The sequence below is a fragment of the Pseudogulbenkiania sp. MAI-1 genome, assembly GCF_000527175.1.
GTDB lineage: Bacteria > Pseudomonadota > Gammaproteobacteria > Burkholderiales > Chromobacteriaceae > Pseudogulbenkiania.
The window spans coordinates 600,225-619,572 of the sequence record NZ_AZUR01000001.1 but is presented as its reverse complement, the minus strand read 5'-3'; the positions used below and the strand labels follow the sequence as shown (position 1 = coordinate 619,572).

The following is a 19,348-nucleotide window of genomic DNA, read 5'->3' as shown; positions in this document are numbered from 1 at the left end:
AGAAGTCGGCTTTTTCATGTCACGGCCTTACTGCCCCCCAGTACCGTTGCGGGCCGAGCCGTCGGCCTTGTCGCCGATCTTGCCCTCCTGCCCGGTCAGCAGCTTGATCAGGTTGGACTTGTGGCGATGCACCACCAGGATGGCGATGATGATGGAGGTGCCGAAGTACACGCTGTTCGGCCCGACGATGAAAAAGGCGTAGACCGGCGCCAGCACTGCGGCGGTCAGCGCCGACAGCGAGGAGATCTTCACCACGACGGCCATGAACAGCCAAGTCGCCACGGCGGCCAGCGCCAGCCACAGGTTTAAGCCGAACAGCACGCCGACGGCGGTGGCCACCCCTTTGCCGCCCTTGAAGCCGAAGAATACCGGCCACATGTGGCCGACCAGCACGGCGATGGCCGCCATGCCCACCGCCTGCTCGCCCAGACCGTAGCGGGGACCGAGCCACTGCACCAGCGCCACCGCCACCCAGCCCTTGACGCCGTCGCCCAGCAGCGTCAGCGCGGCGGCCAGTTTCTTGCCGCTGCGCAGCACATTGGTGGCGCCGGGATTGCCGGAACCGTAGGAGCGCGGATCGGCCATGCCCATCAGGCGGCTGACGATCACGGCGAAAGACAACGAACCGATCAGGTAGGCCGCCACCAGAAAAGCAAAAGCTGTCGTGGTCATCGTATATCCACTAAAATGCAAGACTTCGAATTTTACGGTATCAGGCGGCAATCCCCAACTGCCGCGCTCCAATGGACATCATCTTCTTGCGCGAGGTGCGCGCCGACACCGTCATCGGCGTCTACGAATGGGAGCGGCAAGCCCCGCAAGTCATCGAAATCGACCTGGAAATCGGCATTCCGAGCGAGGTGCCCTGCCATAGCGACGATATCGGCGACACCATTCATTACGGCGTCGTCGTCGAGCGCCTGCGCAAGGCGCTGGCGGAACAGCATTTCCTGCTGATCGAAGCGTTGGCCGAATACATCGCCAAAGTGATCCGCGAGGACTTCGGGGCACCATGGGTCAAGGTGTCGGTCACCAAGCTCGGCATCCTGCCGGGGGTGAAGCAGGTCGGGGTGATGATAGAACGCGGCCATCGCCCGCACTGAGTCCAGAAAACACCACGGCCCGCCTGCGCGGGCCGTTTGCCATTGAAAACGGAAATTACCACTGCCACTTCAGGCGCAGCTCGGTCTGGTGCTTGTTGACCTTGAGCGACAGGCGGGCATCGTCGCTAAGCCGCCAGCTTGGCCGCAGATCGAAACGGTCGAGCACCCCGGGGGTTTCGACCTTCTCCAGCGCAAACGATCCGTATTGCAGCACCAGCGTCTGCTGGGGGGCACCCCAGTTTTCGTTCTTTCCGGCGTAGGCCGAGGCGGGGCTCGCGCACATCCAGGCCGTGCGGGAACAATTCGCCAACGCTGGCGCAACCGCGCAGCAGCAACACAACGAAGCGATCCAGCACCACGAGCGTTCCATGGCCATCGTCCAGAAAAGTCGATGGGAAGCCCCCACTCATATCAGCATGGATCATCTCCCGACCCATTCAAGTAGTTATTTCATTTTCAATTATCCGTTTATTCTTGCTGATTGCGCATGAAGTCGGCGGTATTGAAAAACGCCTCCAGCAGCTTCTCCTTCAGGCTCTCCTCGACCATCAGCTCGGAAACCGCCCGGCTCATGCAGGACATCCATTGATCGCGGGCGGTACTGTCGACCGGGAACGGCATGTGCCGGGCGCGCAGGCGCGGATGGCCGTACTTCTCGATGTACAGCGACGGGCCGCCGAGCCAGCCGGAAAGGAACATGTACAGCTTGTCGCGCGACTCGGTCAGGTCCGCCGGGTGCATGTCCCGGAGCTCCTTGACCGCCGGATCGCTGTCCATGATGTCGTAGAAGCGGTCGGTCAGCCAGCGCACCACGCCGGCACCGCCCATCAGTTGGAAAGGAGTCATGTCCTGCATCGTTCTATCCTGCCAGTTGGGCAGCCACAGGGTCGGCCGCGCTTGTGCCGCAAGCAAGGCCCACACCGGATCAGCTGCCGGTAAAAGGGAAATCCAGCGGCGGACGGCGTCCGCCGATGATGTCGGCCAGCGCCCGCCCCGAGCCCGGCCCTTCGGTCCAGCCCAGCGTGCCGTGGCCGGTGTTGAGGTAGAGACGCGGGTAGCGGGTGCGCCCGATCAGCGGCACGTTGCCCGGCGAGGCGGGACGCAGGCCGGTCCAGTACTGCGCATCGCCCTCCCAGTCGCAGGCGTCGGGGAACAGCGCGCGCGCGCGCTCCACCAGCAGGCCACAGCGCACCGGGTTGAGGGTCGACGAGTAGCCGGCGAGTTCGGCCGTGCCGGCCACGCGCAGCCGGTCCCCCAGTCGCGACATGAACACCTTATAGCTTTCCTCGGTGAGCGCCACCGTCGGCGCCGCTTCCGGATTGCACACGCGTAGCGTGACCGAATACCCCTTGGCGGGGTAGATCGGCAGGCGCAGGCCGGCGGTGCGGGCGATCGGCGTGCTGTAACTGCCCAGCGCCAGCACGTAGGCATCGGCCGTCACCGTCTCGAACAGGCCGTCCGGGCGGGTCACCGACACGCCGGCGATGTCGCCGCCTTCGGTCAACAGGGCATTGATGCGGGTGGAAAAACGGAATTCGACGCCCAGCTCGGCGGCAGCCTCCGCGAGGCCGCAGGTGAACTTGTAAATGTCGCCGGACTGGTCGCTGTCGCAATAGGTCGCCCCGGCAATCCGGTCGGCGTAGCCGGCCAGCGCCGGTTCGATGCGCACCAGTTCGGCCCGCGAGACTTCCCTCTTCTCGACGCCGAAGGCGCGCATGGTCTCCGCCGCGCGCAAGGCGCGCTCGAGTTCCTGTTGCGACTGGAACAGGGTCACGATGCCGCGTTCCAGATGATCGAAGGCGACGCCGGTCTCCTGGCGGATCAGCGCGAAGGTTTCCCGGCTGAAGCGGCCGAGCGCCAGCATGCGCAGCATGTTACGGTGTGCCCGCTCCGGCAGGCATTCGCGCAGGAAACGCAGCGCGAAGGCCCATTGCGCGCTATCCAGCCGCGGCCGGTACAGCAGCGGGGCGTCTTCCTTCAGCAGCCACTTGAACACTTTCCAGGGGGTGGACGGCTGTGCCCACGGCTCGGAATGACTCACCGAGATCTGACCGCCGTTGGCGAAACTGGTCTCGCGCGCCACCCCGGCGCTACGCTCCAGCACCATCACGTCGTGCCCGTCACGGGCCAGGAACCAGGCCGTCGAGACGCCGATAATGCCCGCGCCCAACACCACCACCTTCATTGAGCTACTCCGTTCGCGATGAAACAGCGGGCCTGCGAACCCGCTGCGCAATGGATCAGGGTAACGCCAGCCGGGAATGCGTTCAAGCCGGCCGACCGGCGCCGTGCGTGGCCAGTTCGTACACGGTCTTGCCGCGCAGCTTGAACAGGTCGGCGGCGAAGTAGAAGTTCTCGGAATGGCCGACGAACAACAGGCCGTCCGGCTTCAGCAGCGGAGCGAACTTCTTCAGCACGGCCAGCTGGGTCTCGCGATCGAAGTAGATCATCACGTTGCGGCAGAAGATGGCATCGAACTGCTTGCGCAGTGGCCAGTTGTTGTCGATCAGGTTCAGGCGCGAAAAGCTGATCATGCTGCGCAGCGAGGCCTTGGCCTGGTAACTGCCGTCCGCCAGCTTGTCGAAGAAGCGTGTGGCATGGCCGGCCGGCAGACGCGAGATCTTGTCGGCGGGATAGATGCCCTGGCGCCCGGTCTCCAGCACCGTGGTGTCGAGGTCGGTGGCGGCGATCGTCACCCGCGCCCCCGGCACGCTCTCCTGTGCGGTCATCGCGATCGAGTACGGCTCCTCGCCGGTCGAGGCGGCGGCGCACCAGATGGCGATCTCACCGCCCTGCTGCGCCTTCTTCTTCAGGTGCTCGGAGAGGATGGGGAAATGGTGTTCCTCGCGGAAGAAGAAGGTCAGATTGGTGGTCAGCGCATTGACGAACTGCTCGAACTCGCGCAGCCCGGCGGCCGACTCCAGCTGATCGAGGTAGGCGGCAAAGCTCGCGAGCTTGAGCTCGCGGATGCGCCGCACCAGTCTGCCGTACACCATGTCCTTCTTGGACGGGTTCAGCGCGATGCCCGCCTCGCGGTAGATCAGCTTGCGGATGCGTTCGAAATCCGCGTCGCTGAAGGCGAACTCACGCGTGTACTCGACCTTGGGCAGGACAATCGATGGCAGCTTGATCATGAAATCCACATAAAAAAACCCGGGCAGAAGCCCGGGTCTTATCTTAACGTGGATTGCTTACACCGAGAAGGACGAACCACAACCGCAGGTGGTTTGCGCGTTCGGGTTGCGGATCACGAACTGCGAGCCTTCCAGGCTTTCCTGGTAGTCGATCTCGGCGCCGACCAGGTACTGGTAGCTCATCGGGTCGACCAGGAAGGTCACGCCGTCGCGCTCGATGGAGGTGTCGTCCTCGTTGACGATTTCATCGAAAGTGAAGCCGTACTGGAAACCGGAACAGCCGCCGCCGGTCACGAAGACGCGCAGTTTCAGGTCCGGATTGCCTTCTTCCGCCACCAGGTCGCGCACTTTGGCGCAGGCGCTGTCGGTGAACACGATCGGGCTCGGCATTTCGGTCGTAGCAGTCATTTTTACCTCACAAAACAAACAAATGCCGTCAGCACGGCTTTCATCCTACTATTTTAGTCGGATATTAGGCCGGCTGACCAGCTTTCAATAGCCGGACTGGCGCAGAAACCACGGTGGACACCCCGAACCAAGCGCTGGCAGCCCGCCGCCACCTAGCGCGGCGGGCATCGGACAGCGGAATCCGGACACGCTGCCGATGGCTTCGGCCCTGTTACGGCAGCAGCGGTACGATGTCGAGACCGGCGTTTTCCGGCTGACCGAACATCAGGTTCATCACCTGCACCGCCTGCCCGGAAGCGCCCTTGACCAGGTTGTCCTCGACCACCAGCACGATCAAGAGATCACCGTTGCCCGGGCGATGCAGGGCGATGCGCGCGGTGTTGGAGCCGCGCACCGAGCGGGTCTCGGGGTGGCTGCCGGCCGGCAGCACGTCGACGAACGGCTCGCCGGCGAAGCGTGCCTCGAACAGCGCCTGGAAGTCGGTGTCGAGCGCCTCGGGGCGGATGCGCGCGTAGATGGTGGAGTGGATACCGCGGATCATCGGCGTCAGGTGCGGCACGAAGGTCAGCTTGACCGGCGCGCCGTGGATCGCCGACAGCCCCTGCATGATCTCGGGCGAGTGGCGGTGCCCCTTCACGGCGTAGGCCTTGAAGTTGTCGCCGGCTTCGGCCAGCAGCGTGCCGACTTCGGCCTTGCGCCCGGCACCGGACACGCCCGACTTGCAGTCGGCGATCAGGGTGTCGACGTCGACCAGCTGCTTGCCGCCTTCCAGCAGCGGCAGCAGGCCGAGCTGGACCGAAGTCGGATAGCAGCCGGCCATGCCGATCAGGCGCGCCTGCTTGATGGCCTCACGGTTCACTTCGGGCAGGCCGTAGACGGCTTCGGCCAGCAGGTCGGTGCAGGTATGTTCCATGGCATACCATTGCTGGAACACGGCGGGATCCTTCAGGCGGAAGTCGGCGGCGAGGTCGATCACCTTGACGCCGGCCTCCAGCAGTTCGCGCGCCTGGGCCATGGCCACGCCGTGCGGGGTGGCGAAGAACACCACGTCACACTCGGTGAGCTTGGCCTCTTCAGGCGTGGAGAAGGCGACGTCGACGCGACCACGCAGGCTGGGGAACATCTCGGCCACCGGCATGCCGGCTTCCTTGCGCGAGGTCACCGCCGTCACCCGTGCCCCCGGGTGCCCGGCCAAGAGACGCAGCAGTTCGACCCCGGTGTACCCGGTGCCGCCGACAATACCCACCTTGATCATGCCCAACTCCTTGTAACTGTAAAACAATGTCGCAAAACCGACAGTCTAAGTACAGTCACCCGACAACGCAACAAAACAAAAAAGCCACCCAAAGGTGGCTTTTTTCGATCCAGTCCAAAAGCGGATTAACGCTTGGAGAACTGCTTGGCGCGGCGTGCTTTGCGCAGACCGACTTTCTTACGCTCGACTTCACGGGCGTCGCGGGTAACGAAGCCGGCGTTGGACAGAGCGGGCTTCAGCTCGGCGCTGAAGTCGATCAGGGCACGGGTGATGCCGTGACGGATGGCGCCGGCTTGGCCGGTTTCGCCGCCACCAACCACGTTCACCTTGATGTCGAAGGACTCGAGGTGCTCGGTCAGAGCCAGCGGCTGGCGGATCACCATGCGGCCGGTTTCACGGGCGAAGTATTCGTCGACCGGCTTGCCGTTGACGACGATCTGGCCGGAACCCTTTTGCATGAATACGCGCGCTACCGAGCTCTTGCGACGGCCGGTACCGTAGTAATATTTACCGTTCATCTTTTGCCTCTAAATCAGAATTCCAGCACTTTCGGCTGCTGAGCAGTGTGCGGATGTTCGCTGCCGGCGTATACCTTGAGCTTCTTGATCATGGCGTAACCCAGCGGACCCTTCGGCAGCATACCCTTGACGGCTTTTTCCAGAACACGTTCCGGGAACTGGTTTTGCAGTTCGGTGAAGGAACGCTCTTTGATACCGCCCGGATAGCCGGTGTGACGGTAGTATTTCTTGTCGAGTGCCTTGGCACCGGTAACGCGCAGCTTGTCGACATTGACGACAACGATGTAGTCGCCGGTGTCAACATGCGGGGTGAATTCCGGTTTGTGCTTGCCACGCAGACGGCGGGCAACTTCGGCCGCGAGGCGACCCAGCACCTTGTCCGAGGCATCGACCACGTACCACTCGCGCTTTACTTCATGCGGCTTGGCAGAAAAGGTCTTCATGGAGCTCTTCCATCGTAAATTCTTGAAAGTTCCGGATTCTATTACAGTGCCCGGGGGCTGTCAAACCCTTGGGCGGCAACAGAAAAGCCCTGGCGGGGCGCACTCGGAAAAGTGTGGTAACGGCGTCGCAAAACGCAGGGAAAGCCCTACCCCAGACTTGGGCGAAAGGCAAAAAAAAGCGCAACCGTCTAGATTGCGCCAAGTTCCACCTAAGAAGGAGGATGGAGGAGACAACACCAAAACGCACACATTGCATGTAACGTCCTGATGCAGTACCGATTATCGACAGGTGTTATCGATTACGCAAGTATTTTTTGTGCAGCGCAGTATAAATTTACAACAGACGCTTGAATCACACCCGCCTCGCCTCGAGAATCCCTTGCAGATCAAGCACATGCGACAAAACCCGATTGATGTCGTTTACTTGCCTCACTTCGACGGTGAAACGCATCCTGGCCTTCAGATCCTTGGACAGCGTGTTCACGGCGATGACATTGAGCTTTTCCCGCGACAGCACGTCGGAAATATCGCGCAGCAAGCCATTGCGATCGTGCGCGATCACTTCGATGTCGATCGGGAACACGCTGGCCTTCTGCTCCCCCCAGTCGGCGGCGATCAGCCGCTCGGGCGCGTCGGCCGATAGCCGCTTGAGCGTCAGGCAGTTGGCGCGGTGGATGGAGATGCCGCGCCCCTTGGTGACGAAGCCGACCACCGCGTCCGGCGGCGCCGGCTTGCAGCAGCGCGCCAGCTGCGTCATCAGGTTGTCGATGCCCTCGATCAGGATGCCGCCGGCGTTGTGGCCGCCCTTGCTGCGCTTGACCACGTCTTCCGGCGCGAGGTCCGGCGGCGGCGGCGGGGCGAAGCTTTCGATCGCCTGCGCCAGGGAGCGGAGGGACAGCTCGCCGTGGCCGAGCGCGCCGTAGAGGTCGTCCATGCGGGCGAAGCCGAGCTTTTCCGCCAGGCTGCCCAGATTGGGCTGCAGGTTGGGGTGGCGCGCCAGCTCCTTCTCGAACAGCTGGCGTCCGCTCTCGCGCACCGCGTCGGCGTTCTGCATCCGGATGTGCTGGCGGATCTTGGAGATGGCGCGGTGGCTCTTGACCCAGCCTTCGTGCAGCCAGTTGACGCTGGGCCCCCCTTCCTTGGCGGCGAGGATCTCGACGCGCTGGCCATTCTGCAGGGGCGTGGAAAGCGGCACAATCTGCCCTTCCACCTTGGCGCCGCGGCAGCGGTGGCCGAGATCGGTGTGGATGGCGTAGGCGAAGTCGATGGCGGTGGCGCCGCTGGGCAGCGCCAGCACCCGGCCGTTGGGGGTGAGCACGTAGATGGTGTCGGCGAACAACTCGGTCTTGAAGGCGTCGGTCAGACCGGAGCGGTCGGACACCTCCTCGCGCCAGTCCAGCAGTTGCCGCAGCCAGGAGATCTTTTCCTCGTAGGCGGCGTCACCTTTGCCGCCTTCCTTGTAGCGCCAGTGCGCCGCCACGCCGAATTCGGCGTGCTCATGCATGTCGAAGGTGCGGATCTGCACTTCGATGACGCGGTCTTCCGGGCCGATCACGGCGGTGTGCAGGCTGCGATAGTCGTTGGACTTGGGGTGCGAGATGTAGTCGTCGAACTCGCCCGGCACCGGCTGCCACATGCTGTGGATCAGGCCGAGCACGGTGTAGCAGTCCTTCACCGAGTCGACCAGCACCCGCACCGCGCGGATGTCGTACAGCTCGGAGAAGTCGAGGTTCTTCTTGCGCATCTTCTTCCAGATGGAATAGATGTGCTTGGGCCGTCCGGCCACCTCGCCGTTGATGCCGGCGCTGCGCAGCTCGCCGCGCAGCGTATCGAGCACGCGCGCAATGTAGTCGATGCGCTCGAGACGGCGCTCGTCGAGCAGCTTGGCGATCTTCTTGTAGTTGTCCGGTTCGAGGTGTCGGAAGCCGAGGTCTTCCAGCTCCCACTTGATCTGCCATACCCCGAGGCGGTTGGCCAGCGGCGCGAAGACGTCCATGGTTTCCTGCGCGATGGCACGGCGCACCGGTTCCGGACATTCGGTCAGGTAGTGCATGGTCTGGGTGCGCCAAGCGAGCTTGATCAGCACCACGCGGATGTCGGCCACCATGGCGAGCAGCATCTTGCGCATGGTTTCGGCCTGACGCGCACGCTCTTCCGGGGTGTCGAGCTTGTCGATGCGGGCGATCTCGGTGAGCCGGCGCACGCGGTTGACGCCGTCCACCAGCATCGCCACGGTGGGGTTGAATGCGCTCGCGAGCCAGTCGTGCCAGTCTTCGCGGTAATCCGGCACGGCGAACAGCAGCGTGGCGACCACGGCGTCGGTGAGCAGGTCGAGATCGGCGACGATGGCAGCGGCCGACACGGCGTGGCTGAACACGTCCTCGCCGGTCTGCGCCAGGCGCTTGTCCGCGTACAGTTCGCGCGCGGCGGTGAAGGCGCGGGAGAGGGTCACCCGGTCGGCATCGTTTTGCGAGGCGGACAGGTGTTCGAGCCAGCGCTGCGGATCGGCGGCGCCGGCCAGGGTATCGGCTACGGAACGGACTACGGAAACCATGATTCTCTATTCTCGTGACGGCATCGCTGCCGTCCTCTTCGTCAACATCGGTACACCGAAGGTTCAGCGTTCTTCGGCCAATTTTTGCAGCAGCCGGCGCACCGGGGCCGGCACGCCGGCGTCGGGGGCCTCGGCCAGCGGCAGCCAGCCACCGTTTTCTTCCCGCGCCACCCGGCCGTCCAATGCATCAAGGCGCAGCGGCTGCGGCGTGATGATCAGCCGGTAGTGCGAAAACACGTGTTCCAGTTCGGGCCAGACCGGCAGCAGGTCGCCGGCGCCGCGCTCGCGCCGCCATGCGTCGACCGCCTCGGGCGAGTCGAACTCCGGTAGCGACAGCAGCCCGCCCCAGATGCCGCTGGGCGGGCGGCGCTCGAGCCAGACGCGGTCCTGGTGCACTGCCAGCATCATCACGGTGTATCGCGTCGGCACGGCCTTCTTGGGGCGGCGCGTCGGCAGTTCGGCGCAGCGTCCGTCGCGAGCGGCGACGCAACGGTCGACCATCGGGCAGATGGTGCAGGCCGGCTTGCTGCGGGTGCAGACGGTCGCGCCGAGATCCATCATGCCTTGGGTATAGGCGGTCATGCCTTGATTTGGCAGCAGCGATTCGGCCAGCGCCCACAATTGCTGCTCGACCTTCTTCTCGCCGGGAAAGCCCTCCACTCCGAAACAGCGAGTCAGCACGCGCTTGACATTGCCATCGAGGATGGCCTCACGCTGGCCGAAGGCGAAAGCAGCAATCGCTGCAGCGGTGGAACGGCCAATGCCGGGCAGCCGTTCGATCTGGCTGCGCTCGTGCGGGAATTGCCCGCCGAACTCACCCATCACCATGCACGCTGCCTTATGCAGATTCCGTGCCCGGGTGTAGTAGCCCAGCCCGCTCCACAAGGCCAGCACGTCGTCGAGCGGGGCGGCGGCGAGGCTGGCGACGTCGGGGAAGCGCGCGAGAAAACGCGCGTAATAGCCCAGTACCGTGCTTACCTGGGTTTGCTGCAGCATGATTTCCGACAGCCACACCCGGTAGGGGTCGCTCACCTGCCACGGCAGGCCGTGCCGTCCGTGGGTTTGCTGCCATTCGATCAGGCGCTCGGCGAAGGCGCTTTCCATGCTGCTTTTCCTGCTGAGAAACGAACCGGACATGGTACTGCAAAGCACTGGCGCGACCAAGACGCCATGCCTCTTCCAGCATGGGGACGTGTGCGGGAATTCCAAGCGCCGCCGGACGAACTGGCTTAAAATACGGGATTGATTTTCACGAGATGTACCATGTCTAGCTTCCGCTCCCGCCAACGCGCCAACCTGCGCCGCGACCAGACCCACCGCGATCGCCAGGCCCAGGCCGCTTCAACGCCCGGTAACGATGCCCCGGCAGGCCAGCCAACCGGCAAGCCGCCGCGCCAGGATGAGCGCCGTCATTTTGACCGGAAGCCGGACAGCCGCCCCCATGGCCAAGGCAAGCCACCACGCCGGGAGGGTGAAGGCTTCAACAAACCAGGCAGCCGTGGCTTCGGCCAACCCCGCCAGCAAGGCGAGGGACAGGAACGTCGACCGGCTCCACGCCGCGAGGGCGAAGGTTTCAGTCAGCAAGAACGCCGCCAGTTCGGCGACAAACCGCGTTTCGGCCAGCCGCGCCAGCAAGGTGAAGGACAGGAGCGTCGACCGGCTCCGCGCCGGGAGGGTGAAGGCTTCGGCCAGCAGGAGCGCCGCCAATTCGGCGACAAGCCGCGCTTCGGCCAGCCGCGCCAACAGGGCGAGGGGCAGGAGCGTCGACCGGCTCCACGCCGTGAAGGTGAAGGTTTCGGCCAGCAGGAGCGCCGCCAATTCGGCGACAAGCCGCGCTTCGGTCAGCCGCGCCAGCAGGGCGAGGGGCAGGAACGCCGTCCCAGCCCGCGCCGCGAGGGCGAAGGTTTCGGCCAGCAGGAACGCCGCCACTTCGGCGACAAACCGCGCTTCGGTCAAGCCCCACGCCAACATGACGAGGGGCAGGAACAAGGCCCGGCCTTCGACCGCAACAAGCGCCATTATGGCCAATCGCGCAAGGACAGCGCCGCCTTCGGCAAGGCTGAGCAGCACGACACTGGCGGCCAGCCGCGCTTCGGCCAACCGCCCCGCCAGCAGGGAGAATGGCAGGAGCGCCGCCCCGCCTCACGCCGTGATGACGAAGGGTTCGCCAAGCCGGGCAAGCGCCACGGCGGCGATCAGCCGCGTTTCAGCCGTGACCGCTCCGACCAGCCGCGTCGCCACGAAGGCGGGCGTCGTCCGGAAGACGACGCGCTGCCGTTCACCCCGAGCCCGACCGGCGCCAGGAAACCGAGCTTCATCAAGCGCGCCGAGGACGTCGAGTCGCGTCCAGCCCCGCGCGACAGCCGCGGCGCACCGTTCCACGGTGGCCATCGCCACGACGCTCCGCGCCAGCCGGCCCCCAGCGCACCGCTGAACGTCGGCCGCAAGGTCCAGCTGTCGCTGTTCGCGCCTTGCCCGCGCGGCCTCGAAGGCGTGCTGGCCGAGGAACTGGGTGCGCTGGGCGCGCGCCACGTCCAGCCGACCGACGGCGGGGTCGGCTTCAGCGGCGATGCCACGCTGATGATGCGCGTCAACCTGCACAGCCGCACCGCCAGCCGCGTGCTGATGCTGGTCGCCGAGGGCGGCTACGCCTCCGAGCACGACGTCAATCGCCTGGCGCTGCAGGTGGACTGGCCGCGCTTCTTCGACGTCAGCCGTACCATCAAGCTCAAGACCGACGGCGTCGGCTCGCAGGTGCGCAGCCTCGACTTCGTGTCGCTGACCGTCAAGGACGCCATCTGCGACCGCTTCCGCCAGTCCGGCCTCGGCCGTCCTTCGGTCGACACCCGTACGCCGGACGTGCGCGTGCAGGTGTTCCTGACTCCGGACACCGCCAGGATCTACCTCGACACCAGCGGCGAGCCGCTGTTCAAGCGCGGCTGGCGCGAGGAAACCGGCGAGGCGCCGCTGCGCGAAAACCTCGCCGCCGGCATCCTGCTGCTGGCCGGCTACGACGGCAGCCAGCCGCTGATCGACCCGATGTGCGGCAGCGGCACCTTCCTGGTCGAGGCTGCCGACATCGCCCTCAAGCGCGCCCCGGGCCGTCACCGCCGCTTCGCCTTCCAGCAGCTGCGCGACTTCGATTCAGTGGCCTGGGAGGCGCTGCTGGCCGAGGCCCGTTCGGCCGAACAGCCGCTGGCGCCGCTTGCCATTGCCGGTTCCGACCGCGATGCCGTGATGACCGCCATCGCCCGCCGCAACCTGCAGGCGGCGGGTCTGGCCGACGTCGTCGCGCTCAAGACCTGCGACGTGCTCGACGTCCGCCCCAGTGCCGACAGCGGCCTGATCGTCAGCAACCCGCCGTACGGCGTGCGCCTCGATGAGCAGGATGCGCTGGCCGCGCTCTACCCGCAGCTGGGCGACTGGCTCAAGCAGCACTTCGCCGGCTGGACCGCGCACTTCTTCACCGGCGACCTGCGCCTGGCCAAGCTGATCCGCCTCGAGGTGAAGCGCCGCGTGCCGCTCTACAACGGCGCGCTGGAATGCCGTCTGTTCGCCATCCCGCTGGTGGCCGGCAGCGCGCGCCGTGACAAGGGCGATGAGCACGCCGGCTGAGCCTCACGCCACATTACCCCCCGACAAGCCGCCATCCGCCGATGGCGGCTTCGTTTTTGTCGCTACGCCCCTCTCCCCCGCTTCGCACAATTCCGATCAGGAATGACGACCATTCCGGTTTGTTAGGGATTTCGCCAATTAGCCAACGCTAATGTCGCTGTTAGCATCCGTCGCGAGTCGTGCCACAGCCCTACCGCGGTCCGGCCACGGCGTTCACACACGATATTGTTGATAGCGACAGGGATTGACATGAAGAAACCGTTCTACACCCGTCTTTACTTCCAGGTGCTGCTGGCGATCGCCATCGGCGTCACGCTGGGCGGCGTGGCACCGGAACTCGGTGCCAAGATGAAACCGCTGGGCGACGCCTTCATCAAGCTGATCAAGATGATGATCGCCCCGATCATCTTCACCACCGTGGTGGTGGGCATCGCCAAGATGGGCAGCATGAAGGAAGTCGGCCGTGTCGGCGGCAAGGCCCTGCTGTACTTTGAAGTGGTGACCACGCTGGCGCTGGTGATCGGCCTGGTGGTGGTCAACGTTCTCAAGCCGGGCGCCGGCCTCAACATCGACCCGTCCACGCTGGACGCCGCCGCCGTGGCCAAGTACGCCGACGGCGCCAAGTCGATGAGCACCATCGACTTCCTGATGAACATCATCCCGCACAGCGTGGTGTCCGCCTTCGCCGAAGGCGAGATCCTGCAGGTGCTGCTGTTCTCGGTGCTGATGGGAGTGGCCCTGTCGGCCATGGGCGAGAAGGGCAAGCCGCTGGTAAGCATTCTGGACGAATTCTCCCACGCCATGTTCCACATCATCGGCATCATCATGAAGCTGGCCCCGATCGGCGCCTTCGGTGCCATGGCCTTCACCATCGGCAAGTACGGCGTGGGCTCGCTCAAGCAGCTGAGCTACCTGATGCTGTGCGTGTACCTGACCTGCGCCGCCTTCGTGTTCGTCGTGCTGGGCGGTATCGCCAAGCTGTCCGGCTTCAGCCTGTGGAAGTTCCTCGCCTACATCAAGGAAGAGCTGATCCTGGTGCTCGGCACCTCGTCGTCCGAATCGGCGCTGCCGCGCATGATGACCAAGCTGGAAAACCTCGGCTGCGCCAAGCCGGTGGTGGGCATGGTGGTTCCGACCGGCTACTCGTTCAACCTCGACGGCACCTCGATCTACCTGACCATGGCCGCCATCTTCATCGCCCAGGCGGTGAACGTGGACCTGACGCTGGGCGAGGAACTGGGCCTGTTGGGCGTGCTGCTGCTGACCTCGAAGGGCGCGGCGGCGGTGACCGGCGGTGGCTTCATCACCCTGGCCGCGACGCTCGCCACCATGGGCGGCAAGCTGCCGGTGGAAGGCCTGGCTCTGCTCTTGGGCGTAGACCGCTTCATGTCCGAAGCGCGCGCCATCACCAACCTGATCGGCAACGGTGTGGCCACCGTGGTGGTCGCCAAATGGGAGAATGCGCTCGACGTGGAACGCATGAACCGCGTGCTGAACGGCGAAACCGTGGAAGAAGCCGACGAGCCGGAAGCGGTAGCCGAGCAAGCACTGGATACCATGGTGCTGACCAGCAAGACCGGCAACGCCTGAGTTTAGCGCGCTATAGAATCGACAACCCCGTCCTCGCGACGGGGTTTTTGTTGTCGTACGCCCGCCCTGCCGGGCGCACAAACAAAAAGCCCGCTACCGGAGTAGCGGGCTTTTCGTGAAACCTGGTGGCCAAGGGCGGAATCGAACCACCGACACGCGGATTTTCAATCCGCTGCTCTACCAACTGAGCTACTTGGCCATGAAAACGCATTCTGTCGCCGATGACCACTCGAAAGATTCAAGTGGTGGCCAATCTCGGAATCGAACCAAGGACACGCGGATTTTCAATCCGCTGCTCTACCAACTGAGCTAATTGGCCCCATGCGACATCACTGCGTCGTCAGAGATGCGCATTAAATCAGAATCCAGCCTAGGGCGTCAAGCCCTAATGCAAACTGACAGGCAAACAGACGACTTTCGGACCACGCAGGGCCCGCGAACGCCTGCCACCCTACCCCGCTCAGGCCGGCGGCGCATCCGGCTGGCGCGACGGGTGGGCGGCGGCGAAGGCCGGCAGGCGCTCCAGCACCTCGCCCACGGCGACCAGACGCGGGTACGGCGTGAGGTCGACCGAGAAACGCCGGGCGTTGAACAGCTGCGGCACCAGGCAGACGTCGGCCAGCGTCACCGTCTCACCGAAACAATACGGGCCGGCGCTGTTCGCCAGGGTCCGTTCCAGCGCGGCAAAGCCCAGCTCCACCCAATGGCGATACCAGCCGTTGCGCGCCTCCTCGTCCACGCCCAGCTCCTGCTTCAGGTAGTTCAGCACGCGCAAGTTGTTGAGCGGGTGGATTTCACAGGCGATGGCCTGAGCGATGGCGCGCACCCGGGCGCGTGCCACCGGTTCGGCCGGCAGCAGTCGCGGCGTATCCGGATAGGCTTCGTCGAGGTATTCGCAGATCGCCAGCGACTGGGTGAGCAGCACACCATTGTCGGACAACGCCGGCACCAGCCCTTGCGGGTTGAGCGCCAGGTAGTCGGGCGCCTGCTGCTCACCCTTGACCAGGCTCACCGGGGCCTGGGTATAGTCCAGGCCCTTGTGGTTGAGCGCGATGCGCACGCGGTAGGCGGCGCTGGAGCGGAAGTAGCCGTACAGGGTGCGGGACTCAGTCATGCGCCACCACCGTCTGCTCGATGGCACCGAACAGGCTTTCGCCGGCAGCGTTCTTCATCTCGATGCGCACCTTGTCGCCCACCTTCATGAACGGCGTGCGGGCCTCGCCGCTGTCGATGATCTCGATCATGCGCTGTTCGGCCAGGCAGCAGCTGCCGACGCTGCGGTCGTGGTTGGACACGGTACCGGAGCCGACGATGGAGCCGGCGGCGAGCGCACGGGTCTTGGCGACGTGAGCCACCAGCTCGGGGAAGCTGAACTGCATCTCGACACCGGCGTTGGGGCGGCCGTAGAAGGCGTCGTTGTAGTCGACCAGCAACGGCAGATGTACCTTGCCGCCTTCCCAGGCTTCGCCCAGTTCGTCCGGCGTGACCGCCACCGGCGAGAAAGCAGTGGCGGGCTTGCTCTGGAAGAAGCCGAAGCCCTTGGCGAGCTCGTTGGGGATCAGGTTGCGCAGTGTGACGTCGTTGACCAGCATCAGCAGGCGGATGGCGCGGCCGCAGGCCTCGACGCCGGCGCCCAGCGTCACGTCGCCGGTGATCACCGCCACCTCACCTTCGAAGTCCAGTCCCCAGGCCGGGTCGCGTAGCGGAATCGCCGCGCGCGGCGGCAGGAAGTTGTCGGAGCCGCCCTGGTACATCAGCGGATCGCTATAGAAGCTCTCCGGCACAGTGGCGCCGCGCGCCTTGCGCACCAGCTCGACGTGGTTGAGGTAGGCACTGCCATCGGCCCATTGGTAGGCGCGCGGCAGCGGGCTGTGGCAGCGGGCCTGGTCGAAGGCTTCCGCACCGGCGGCCTCGCCGCGGTTGAGCGCCTGGTAGACCTGCTGCAGTTGCGGTTCGATCTTGTCCCAGTCGTCGAGCGCCGCCTGCAGGCTGGCGGCGATGTGCGGGACGGCGACGGCGCGGGTGAGGTCGCGGCTGACGACCATCAGCTGGCCGTCGCGGGTGGAGTTCTGGTAGGTGGCGAGTTTCATCGGTGGGTTCTCGTCTTGCTCGTTGTTCGGACGGAGACGCGGTTCTCGACGCGCGGCGCAGGCGGCTCGGCCGGCGGGAATGCAAAGCCGCCAAGGGCCGCAGGCCCGGTCACAGAGCCCGAAGGCCCTGTCACAAGGCCACTCCGGTGCGGGCCCCCGCGCCGGAGCACGGCATGCGCGTCGAAAGCCGATTCTCAGGCCTTGGGTTTCCAGCTGTCCACATAGCCGGTCCATTCCGTCCCGGCCATGGCCTCGCCCTGCTCCAGCGCATCGCGTGCATCGATCATCACCGCCACTTCGTCGGTGAAGGTCTTCGGATCGCTCATCGCCTTGGCGAACGCCTTCGGGTGCGGGCCGTGGGTGAAGCCGGCCGGGTGGAAGGTCAGCATGCCGGGCTTGATGTTGTCGCGGCTGAAGAAGTCCCCGGCGTGGTAGAAGATCACTTCGTCGTAGTCGTCGTTGTTGTGATAGAACGGCACCTTGAGCGCGCCGGGATCGGATTCGATCGGGCGCGGCACGAAGGTGCAGATCACGAAACGCTCGGCGACGAAGGTGCTGTGCGCCGACGGCGGCAGGTGGTAGCGGTGCGACATCAGCGGGCGGATGTCGCGCCAGTTGATGCGGCACACCGCGAGATTGCCGTGCCAGCCGATGGCGTCGAGCGGGTTGAACGGGTAGGTGACGGTGGAGAGCGCGCCGCGGCGCTTGATCACCACCTGCCATTCGTCCTCGGTCTGCTGGGCGCGGAAGGCGTCGTCGATCTGCGCCATGTCGAGCATGGCCTCGTCGAAGATGGCGTGCGGCCCGACCAGGCCCTTGTCGGGCAACTGGTAGGCGCCGTTGGTGGCCTCGATCAGCAGCATCGTGGTGCGCTCGGCCGGTTCGATGCGCCAGCTGGTCGAGCGCGGGATCAGGATGTAGTCGCCGTCGCGGTAGCTCAGGTGGCCGTAATCGCAGAACAGCTCGCCGCTGCCTTCGTGGATGAACAGCACGTCGTCGCCGTCGCCGTTGCGGAACAGCGCCGGCATGGCCTGGTCGACGCTCCAGATGCGGAAGTCGCAGTGGGCGTTCTTCAGCACGGTGGCGGCGGAAAACGGCATGGCGCCGACCTTGGGCAGTTCGTTCAGGTCGAAGGCACGGGGACGCAGCGGCCCCTCCCAGGCGCTCCAGGCAGTGGGCGGGTGCTTATGGTGCAGGTGAGTGGCCGGACCGAAGAAGCCACTGCGGCCGACTTCGCGTTCGTAGATGGCCTCGGCCGGCAAGTCGGCGTGGGCCTGGCGCGAGACGGTGCCCTCGCGGTGAGGAAAGCTGATCCATTTGCGCATGATGCAATTCCTGTGTGGTCTGGCAGGCTTCGGCCAAACTTAAAAGTTGGCCGAAAGACAACAATTGGCGGCTCAGGACTTGTGCAAGAAATCGTTGCGAGCGCCCCGCGGCCGGTTCGAGAAGCACAGCCGTACAAGTGGTACGGCGAGCATCACAGGACCGGCCCCGGGGGGCACAGCAGATTTATTCACAAGTTCTCAGTCGGCCTTCAACACGCCGCGCCTGATCTGGTCTTCCTCGATCGACTCGAACAAGGCCTTGAAGTTGCCCTCACCGAAACCCTCGTTGCCCTTGCGCTGGATGATCTCGAAGAAGATCGGCCCGATCACCGTCTCGGTGAAGATCTGCAGCAGGATGCCCGCGCCTTCCACCGGCGCGCCGTCGACCAGGATGCGGTTCTTGCGCAGCCGCTCGAGGTCTTCGCCATGCCCCGGCACGCGCTCGTCGACCTTGTCGTAGTAGGTGTCCGGCGTGTCGAGGAAGCGCGTGCCGGCGGCCTTCAGCGTTTCCACCGTGTGGTAGATGTCGTCGGTGGACAGCGCGATGTGCTGGATGCCCTCTCCGTGATAGGCGCGCAGGAATTCCTCGATCTGGCTCTTGTCGTCGGACGACTCGTTGATCGGGATGCGGATCTTGCCGCACGGGCTCGTCATCGCCCGCGACACCAGTCCAGTCAGCTTGCCCTCGATGTCGAAGTAGCGGATTTCCTTGAAATTGCCGATGCTCTCGTAGAAGCCGGCCCACTTGTCCATGTTGCCGCGCATCACGTTGTGGGTGAGGTGGTCGATCTCCTTGAGCCCGACGCCGACCGGGTGCTGGTCCACTCCCTCCAGCGGCACGAAATCGACGTCGTAGATATTGTGTTCGTCGCCGTAGCGGTCGACGAAGTACAGCGCCGAACCGCCGATACCGCCGACCGCCGGGATGTTGAGCTCCATGCAGCCGATCGGGCGCTCATACGGCAGGGCTCCGTGCTCCAGCGCATACTCGTAGGCCTTGGCCGCGTCCTTCACGCGCCAAGCCATGGCGCAGGCCGACGGGCCGTGCACCTTGCCGAACTCGCTAGCAGGCTGGCTGCGCTCGCCGTTCAAGATGAAGTTGATGTCGCCCTGGCGGAACAGCCGCACGTTCTTGCTGCGATGGCGGGCGATTTCGGTAAACCCCAGCGACAGGAAAAGCTGGCGCAGATGTTCCAGCTCTTCTTCCTTCGGCGCGGTGAACTCGACGAATTCGAAGCCGTCGGTAGCGAGCGGGTTGCCGGTCATGGTTTCCATCTTCATTGATCGTTTCTCCTCGGAGCCCTCTGCCGGGG

General features: G+C 64.8%; 18 protein-coding genes and 2 tRNA genes. 3 read left to right on the top strand and 17 right to left on the bottom strand.

Annotated elements, in window-relative coordinates; all coding sequences use genetic code 11:
- Window positions 1-27 precede the first annotated feature (27 nt).
- Entirely contained in the window at window positions 28-672 is a 645-nt protein-coding gene (gene plsY, locus PSEMAI1_RS0102875; protein WP_024301408.1) for a glycerol-3-phosphate 1-O-acyltransferase PlsY, read from the bottom strand.
- 71 nt (window positions 673-743) lie between these two features.
- Between plsY and folB the strand changes: the two genes are divergently transcribed.
- Entirely contained in the window at window positions 744-1,103 is a 360-nt protein-coding gene (gene folB / locus PSEMAI1_RS0102870) for a dihydroneopterin aldolase (protein ID WP_008953411.1), read from the top strand.
- A 55-nt stretch (window positions 1,104-1,158) separates the two neighbouring features.
- Here the strand turns inward: folB and PSEMAI1_RS0102865 are convergent, their stop codons facing one another.
- From PSEMAI1_RS0102865 to mutY, 10 genes are all read right to left on the bottom strand, one after another.
- On the bottom strand, window positions 1,159-1,386 hold the full coding sequence (locus PSEMAI1_RS0102865) for a hypothetical protein (RefSeq protein WP_232219820.1): 228 nt from the start codon (window positions 1,384-1,386) through the stop codon (window positions 1,159-1,161).
- 185 nt (window positions 1,387-1,571) lie between these two features.
- Window positions 1,572-1,949, bottom strand: a complete 378-nt coding sequence (locus PSEMAI1_RS0102860) for a group II truncated hemoglobin (RefSeq protein WP_232219819.1) — start codon at window positions 1,947-1,949, stop codon at window positions 1,572-1,574.
- Window positions 1,950-2,028: 79 nt separating this feature from the next.
- Window positions 2,029-3,288, bottom strand: coding sequence for a D-amino acid dehydrogenase (locus PSEMAI1_RS0102855; protein ID WP_024301405.1), 1,260 nt, complete (start codon window positions 3,286-3,288; stop codon window positions 2,029-2,031).
- Between the two features lie 82 nt (window positions 3,289-3,370).
- Window positions 3,371-4,237 (bottom strand): CheR family methyltransferase, encoded by an 867-nt coding sequence (locus PSEMAI1_RS0102850; protein WP_024301404.1) that lies wholly within the window; start codon window positions 4,235-4,237, stop codon window positions 3,371-3,373.
- A gap of 57 nt (window positions 4,238-4,294) precedes the next feature.
- Entirely contained in the window at window positions 4,295-4,645 is a 351-nt protein-coding gene (gene erpA / locus PSEMAI1_RS0102845) for an iron-sulfur cluster insertion protein ErpA (RefSeq protein WP_024301403.1), read from the bottom strand.
- A gap of 211 nt (window positions 4,646-4,856) precedes the next feature.
- Complete coding sequence (gene argC / locus PSEMAI1_RS0102840) at window positions 4,857-5,900, bottom strand: N-acetyl-gamma-glutamyl-phosphate reductase (RefSeq protein ID WP_024301402.1); 1,044 nt, start codon at window positions 5,898-5,900, stop codon at window positions 4,857-4,859.
- A gap of 125 nt (window positions 5,901-6,025) precedes the next feature.
- The gene (gene rpsI / locus PSEMAI1_RS0102835) at window positions 6,026-6,418 is read right to left on the bottom strand and encodes a 30S ribosomal protein S9 (protein WP_024301401.1); all 393 of its coding nucleotides are present in this window, start codon (window positions 6,416-6,418) and stop codon (window positions 6,026-6,028) included.
- 14 nt (window positions 6,419-6,432) lie between these two features.
- Window positions 6,433-6,861, bottom strand: a complete 429-nt coding sequence (gene rplM / locus PSEMAI1_RS0102830; protein ID WP_008953419.1) for a 50S ribosomal protein L13 — start codon at window positions 6,859-6,861, stop codon at window positions 6,433-6,435.
- A 352-nt stretch (window positions 6,862-7,213) separates the two neighbouring features.
- On the bottom strand, window positions 7,214-9,415 hold the full coding sequence (locus PSEMAI1_RS0102825) for a bifunctional (p)ppGpp synthetase/guanosine-3',5'-bis(diphosphate) 3'-pyrophosphohydrolase (RefSeq protein ID WP_024301400.1): 2,202 nt from the start codon (window positions 9,413-9,415) through the stop codon (window positions 7,214-7,216).
- 63 nt (window positions 9,416-9,478) lie between these two features.
- Window positions 9,479-10,519: an A/G-specific adenine glycosylase gene (gene mutY / locus PSEMAI1_RS0102820; protein ID WP_024301399.1), complete on the bottom strand. Its 1,041-nt coding sequence runs from the start codon at window positions 10,517-10,519 to the stop codon at window positions 9,479-9,481.
- Window positions 10,520-10,678: 159 nt separating this feature from the next.
- Between mutY and PSEMAI1_RS22445 the strand changes: the two genes are divergently transcribed.
- Together PSEMAI1_RS22445 and PSEMAI1_RS0102810 are read left to right on the top strand one after the other, a co-directional pair.
- Entirely contained in the window at window positions 10,679-13,030 is a 2,352-nt protein-coding gene (locus PSEMAI1_RS22445) for a THUMP domain-containing protein (protein ID WP_024301398.1), read from the top strand.
- A gap of 249 nt (window positions 13,031-13,279) precedes the next feature.
- Window positions 13,280-14,620: a dicarboxylate/amino acid:cation symporter gene (locus PSEMAI1_RS0102810; protein ID WP_024301397.1), complete on the top strand. Its 1,341-nt coding sequence runs from the start codon at window positions 13,280-13,282 to the stop codon at window positions 14,618-14,620.
- A gap of 123 nt (window positions 14,621-14,743) precedes the next feature.
- Here PSEMAI1_RS0102810 and PSEMAI1_RS0102805 read toward each other — a convergent pair.
- The 6 genes from PSEMAI1_RS0102805 to hppD form a co-directional block, all read right to left on the bottom strand.
- Window positions 14,744-14,819, bottom strand: a tRNA-Phe gene (locus PSEMAI1_RS0102805).
- 44 nt (window positions 14,820-14,863) lie between these two features.
- Window positions 14,864-14,939: transfer RNA gene (locus tag PSEMAI1_RS0102800), tRNA-Phe, on the bottom strand.
- Between the two features lie 141 nt (window positions 14,940-15,080).
- The gene (gene maiA, locus PSEMAI1_RS0102795) at window positions 15,081-15,734 is read right to left on the bottom strand and encodes a maleylacetoacetate isomerase (RefSeq protein ID WP_024301396.1); all 654 of its coding nucleotides are present in this window, start codon (window positions 15,732-15,734) and stop codon (window positions 15,081-15,083) included.
- Window positions 15,727-16,710, bottom strand: a complete 984-nt coding sequence (locus PSEMAI1_RS0102790) for a fumarylacetoacetate hydrolase family protein (protein ID WP_024301395.1) — start codon at window positions 16,708-16,710, stop codon at window positions 15,727-15,729. The genes maiA and PSEMAI1_RS0102790 overlap by 8 nt, the downstream gene beginning before the upstream one ends.
- Window positions 16,711-16,904: 194 nt before the next feature.
- The gene (locus tag PSEMAI1_RS0102785) at window positions 16,905-18,035 is read right to left on the bottom strand and encodes a homogentisate 1,2-dioxygenase (protein WP_024301394.1); all 1,131 of its coding nucleotides are present in this window, start codon (window positions 18,033-18,035) and stop codon (window positions 16,905-16,907) included.
- A gap of 198 nt (window positions 18,036-18,233) precedes the next feature.
- Window positions 18,234-19,316: a 4-hydroxyphenylpyruvate dioxygenase gene (hppD, locus tag PSEMAI1_RS0102780; RefSeq protein ID WP_036986175.1), complete on the bottom strand. Its 1,083-nt coding sequence runs from the start codon at window positions 19,314-19,316 to the stop codon at window positions 18,234-18,236.
- Window positions 19,317-19,348: the final 32 nt, after the last annotated feature.